This window comes from uncultured Sphingorhabdus sp., assembly GCF_937872355.1.
Lineage (GTDB): Bacteria > Pseudomonadota > Alphaproteobacteria > Sphingomonadales > Sphingomonadaceae > Sphingorhabdus_B.
The window spans coordinates 1-4,729 of the sequence record NZ_CALMSV010000132.1 but is presented as its reverse complement, the minus strand read 5'-3'; the positions used below and the strand labels follow the sequence as shown (position 1 = coordinate 4,729).

The following is a 4,729-nucleotide window of genomic DNA, read 5'->3' as shown; positions in this document are numbered from 1 at the left end:
CTCGTGGCCCAAGAAACGCGCCGACTGCTGCAATGATCAAAATTGCAACGGTGTAGACAATGGCTCCAAATACAATGCTTTCGTCTTTTGAATGCAGGATATAACCCATGGCCCCGATGCTTCCCGAAAGCAGGCCCACATAGAATCCCGAACGACGCAAATCCGTCGGCGCCAGGCGCCGCATCGCTACCACAAGTATTGCGAATGCTGGAATAGCAAGCACTATAATCTGCCACAGGCAGGTCAACCAGGACGTATGCCCTGAGTGGGTGGGCCACTGGTCCCAAGACATGCTGCTCAATTCATGAAGAGCCAATATTGCCAAAAATACAAAAGGCGCCATTGCGACAAGCGAAGGCATCCTCTGGCGACGCCCAGGGACTGCTAAATCACGTACGACGAAGAACGCGCAGCACGTGACGCTTACAGAGAAGGCAATTCTGACAAAGAAGCCGTGATCTCCAGTGCTTGCAACATCGGCAAGGTCTGTCGGAAGACCAAACCACACAAGCGATACAATAAATGCTCCAAGGCATGCGAGAAACACTGCCAGAGCTATCGTTGCCAAGGGCCGGTTGGTGTTCCGGCGTTGTGGATCTGCACTGAGGGTGTCAATCAACTCGTCAGTTTTCATCTGGCGATCCTCGCTTCACTCCGCAGAGACGCGCAAGTGCCTTGAGACCTCTGTGAACGTTAACTCGGCAGACGCAGAGAATCGGGTAGCGCCGAGACGCCATTTTGAACAGCGATTTTGGCCTCAACTTGGTCTCTTACGTCTACGACGCTATCAACGTCATCAAGAGGTATCATCTGAAACTCGTGATTGTTGGCGCGCAAATGATCAATTAGCTTGTAGCGTGCGATCGCATAAGCCCAAGCTGTGACCGGTAGATCCGGTTCATAGGTGTGCCTGCGGTTATGAATTGCAAGCAACGCCTCCTGAACCACGTCTTCGGCATCATTTGCCGGCCTATTGAGACGATCAAAGCGTCTCTTGATATACAGGCGCAATAACTGACTAAGTTCGAGCAAAAATGCGCGATACGCCTGCGAGCTCCCGTCAAGCCCTTGCAGGAGAAGAGTTCGGAGCTCGCTCTCGCTTTTACTTGGTCGCGAATTCATGCCGGTCAGTTCCGCTGCCCGACCTAGTCCGGACAGGCACCTACCTTGGTAATTCGGACATCAGCCCAGAATCGTTACACGTCCAAAAAAAGTTTGTCCGGTTGTCAGCAACCCCGCCGGATGGTCTGCTTGGTGCAGCGCTTCCGGTGCTGCCCTGACTTCCTGAAGATCATCACAGGACGGGAGCGCCAACGGCGTATGGCAATACTTTGTGTTGCTCGATCGCTTTTGCGATGGGGAGCATACCGATATATGGGAGGCCGGCGATGCGGCGGATATGGTTCATTCTGTTGATTATCCTGACAACCGCACCCCCTGCCGCTGCCCAGACCTCTCGCATCGACGAACTCGTTATCTTCGAACGTGGCATATATCGGGCAGAAACGGTTGGGCCGTCACATTACATCGGAACTGCTGGCGCAATTCATACTGTCGATCGGGTTAAGTTACTCGCGAACACGACGTCGATTTCGGCGGATCGCTTCACTCGATTTGGGGTGCGTTATTTAGTCAAGGGTGTGCCGAACGGCGCTTTAGTTGAACTCCGGATGGTCACTCGGTTCCCCGAAAATGGTATCCTCGAGCCTCACACCAATCGCCGCTACGTCGCACACGAATATAGATTGCCGGTGCGAATCGGCGTGCCTGGCTACCGCGAATATAATCTTGATCAGGATTGGGAGAGAATTGCTGGGGAATGGGTATTCGAATTTTGGGTGGGCGAACGAAAGTTGCAAGAACAATCGTTTTGCCTTTTTAGGCCGGATGAACCTGCTACCTCGTCCGGTTGCACCACTGTAGTGGGCACGAACCAGCATTTACCGACACATCAATGATTGTTGCTTGGCTTCTGTGTTAACCGAAGATCGCTGATCACGCATAACCTTCTTTGAAGGGAACGTCATAGTATTTGTCTTGATGAAAACAGGATTCCTGTAACGTATCGAATGCGTACAACGAACTTCTATGTGGAAGCTCGCAAACTTCCAGATCGCAACATAGAAGGATGGCGAAAATGAAAGCGCTGGTGGCGACAATTGTTCTTATCTCTATGTCAGTCAGCACAAATGCACTCGCACAGACCGGCAAGCAGAAACGCGTCGCCCCTGGTCAGACAATTGAAGTGGTCTGCGGCGGAGGATGGCTGATGGGTCGTGTTGTATCGGCCGATCCCGATCTGAACATACGCTCTTCACTCATTCGAGAATGGTCAATATTTGGAGCGTATCCCGGCCGTGCTCTGCCGGGCGCCAAGATGTGCATCAGCTAAACTGGAAGTATCGGCGGGTTTGCAGCTCTGGCTGCAACCCGCCCGTGCTTGCTAATATATGATTGGCGCGTCGAGTATTTAATAAGCACCATCTCAACGGGAGGTATTTGTATCGTTAGATGTGAGGCAGGGATTGCGCGGCATCTCGTCGCCTTAATTTCAACGAAATAGCCCCATAACAGCTCGCCCCTCCTAAAACTAACATGCCTTTTTGGAGAATCTGTCGTGCGTTGCGCGCGCTGCACATCGTGGCAAAGAGGTGCCGTGCTTCGCCGGGTATTCGCGCTCATTTGTGCGCTCGCAATCATCCATGTAGGGCTTTTCCATAGGTTCCTGCATCTGGAGCACACCAATCTACGTAGCAGCCACCAATTGATTGTTGCCGCGAGCGGCGCCGATGAAAGCGATACGAGCGTACAATCATCTTTAGAGATGCATTGCCACTGCGGCTCGATGTTCGCAGTTTTAGATCAAGTCAATGATGACGACCTGCACGCAGCAAATGAATATCTCATCATGATATTAGCGGAACCGCGTCCGCTCTTGCTCGCGTCCCAAACGCCGTCTCCAATTCGATCAATCTGATCATTCCTCGCTGCACGTCTGCGATTTGAGGTTGGCGCCAATTCGGTCGCTCAACAGCAAACGTAGCGCTCGCGTCATTGCGCGAGTTGTAAGTGCAAGCTCGCTCACGCCATTCGGAATCTAAAATGAAGGCGAGTTCAGGTGGCGCGCGAGCTTAACGCCCAGAATAATATTGCACGGTTACGAAAAGAGCGCGGTCTATCATGACAAATGCGGACGATCTTGGAGCGGTTCAGAAGGCAAGAAAAATAGCTATCGGTATATTGGCGCTATGCGGAGCCGGGCTAATGCTGCTTTTTTCCCCGATGTGGGGGCATGCTGTTCATCGACACATAGAAGCAGTTGGATTATTGCTTCTCGCTATATGCATTGTAGGTCGTTCAGTGTCGTCGCTGTATATATCAGGATACAAGAACGCACATCTGGTCGATAGCGGTCCCTACTCCATATGTCGCAATCCGCTCTACACGTTTTCAATCATTGGAGCTGCTGGCATCGGCGCGCTGTCTGGCAGCGTGATTGTGAGCCTGATCACCGCCGTCGTCACTTGGTTAGTATTCAGAATTGTCGTGACACGAGAAGAACGGTTTCTCGTCAGTCAGCATGGACAGAAGTACGAAGCGTATTTGTCGCGTGTTCCTCGCTTCTTGCCCGATTTGTCCCTTTGGACGACTGACGAGAAGTTAGCAATAAACACGATTGGTTTGGTGCGAACATTTGGCGATGCTAGCGTCTTTTTGCTCGCGATCCCGCTCTTTGAGGTTCTGGAGATGCTGCGAGAGAGTGGATCCATACCCATCATATTCCGACTCCCATAGTGCTTCGTGTTGGACAACACGACTTATCGGCTGAGTCGATCTCTCGCGCCTTTGGGGAATGGACGAGTTCTGAGATTGCTGCGGCACCTATTGTTGTATTGAGGCGCAATATCACCGTGCTGAAGTGATGTCTCGTATTTGGAGAATTTATTGCCGACCAATTGCTGTTGGTTGGAGGCGAGTACAATAGATGCTCTCTAGGCCGCAATCGAGGCGCGCAAGTAACAATATCTCTCTAACCGCTATCCGCGATACTCTCCGGGAAACACCATGTCTTGGTCCACCAGTACATTGAATTTGTAGCCCGGTCGGATCTCCAGAGTCGGTTGCACGTCCATATTGCGCGAAATCGTGCGCTCCGCCATCCGACCGAAGGTTTCTGCAAACGAACGCCGCGCCGCATATTCGGCGCTGTTCTCCATCCCGAAGGAGTTGCGATCCCGCGGGATCGCCATCTCGGTGCCAGCGCCGATCAAGGCGATCAGGATCGCCGAGCCGAAGGTCTGGAGCAACTTTCGGTCGACCTTGTCGCTGAAGCCACCGTAGCCCTGCGCATCGGTACCGGCCATGCCGCCAATTTGCAAGGTTGAGCCGTTCGGCAAAATGATGTCGGTCCAGACGACGAGCACGCGCGATTGGCCGAACGAGACCTTACTGTCGTAGCGCCCGAGCAGCCGCGTCCCCTGAGGAACGAGGAGCCGATGGCCGGTGGCGCTGTCATATACATTTTGTGATACCTGCGCGGTGATGCGTCCGGGAAGGTCGGAGTTGATGCCGGTGATAAGGGTCGCCGGAATGACCGAGCCGCGCTTGAGTTCAAATGGCGAGCGTTGCGGCACAACCTGGTTCGGCAGATAGCCTAGCTTTTGCAAGTCCGCATTGAAGAAGTTCTCTTTCGATGTCTGTCCGTTCGGGTCGATTTGCTGACCGGTCA

At 52.9% G+C, this 4,729-nt stretch carries 6 protein-coding genes; 3 read left to right on the top strand and 3 right to left on the bottom strand.

Annotated elements, in window-relative coordinates; translation table 11 throughout:
- On the bottom strand, positions 1–634 hold a 634-nt coding region (locus tag Q0239_RS08195), incomplete at its 3' end, for a DUF1109 domain-containing protein (RefSeq protein WP_298601015.1).
- A gap of 59 nt (positions 635–693) precedes the next feature.
- Positions 694–1,032, bottom strand: coding sequence for a sigma factor (locus Q0239_RS08190; protein ID WP_298601013.1), 339 nt, complete (start codon positions 1,030–1,032; stop codon positions 694–696).
- A gap of 356 nt (positions 1,033–1,388) precedes the next feature.
- Between Q0239_RS08190 and Q0239_RS08185 the strand changes: the two genes are divergently transcribed.
- The 3 genes from Q0239_RS08185 (at position 1,389) to Q0239_RS08175 (ending at position 3,795) form a co-directional block, all read left to right on the top strand.
- Entirely contained in the window at positions 1,389–1,958 is a 570-nt protein-coding gene (locus tag Q0239_RS08185) for a DUF3859 domain-containing protein (protein WP_298601010.1), read from the top strand.
- A 179-nt stretch (positions 1,959–2,137) separates the two neighbouring features.
- Positions 2,138–2,392: a hypothetical protein gene (locus tag Q0239_RS08180; protein WP_298601007.1), complete on the top strand. Its 255-nt coding sequence runs from the start codon at positions 2,138–2,140 to the stop codon at positions 2,390–2,392.
- A gap of 788 nt (positions 2,393–3,180) precedes the next feature.
- On the top strand, positions 3,181–3,795 hold the full coding sequence (locus tag Q0239_RS08175; RefSeq protein ID WP_298601004.1) for an isoprenylcysteine carboxylmethyltransferase family protein: 615 nt from the start codon (positions 3,181–3,183) through the stop codon (positions 3,793–3,795).
- A 242-nt stretch (positions 3,796–4,037) separates the two neighbouring features.
- Here Q0239_RS08175 and trbI read toward each other — a convergent pair.
- Positions 4,038–4,729: IncP-type conjugal transfer protein TrbI (gene trbI / locus Q0239_RS08170; RefSeq protein ID WP_298601001.1), on the bottom strand; the 692-nt coding region annotated here is incomplete at its 5' end.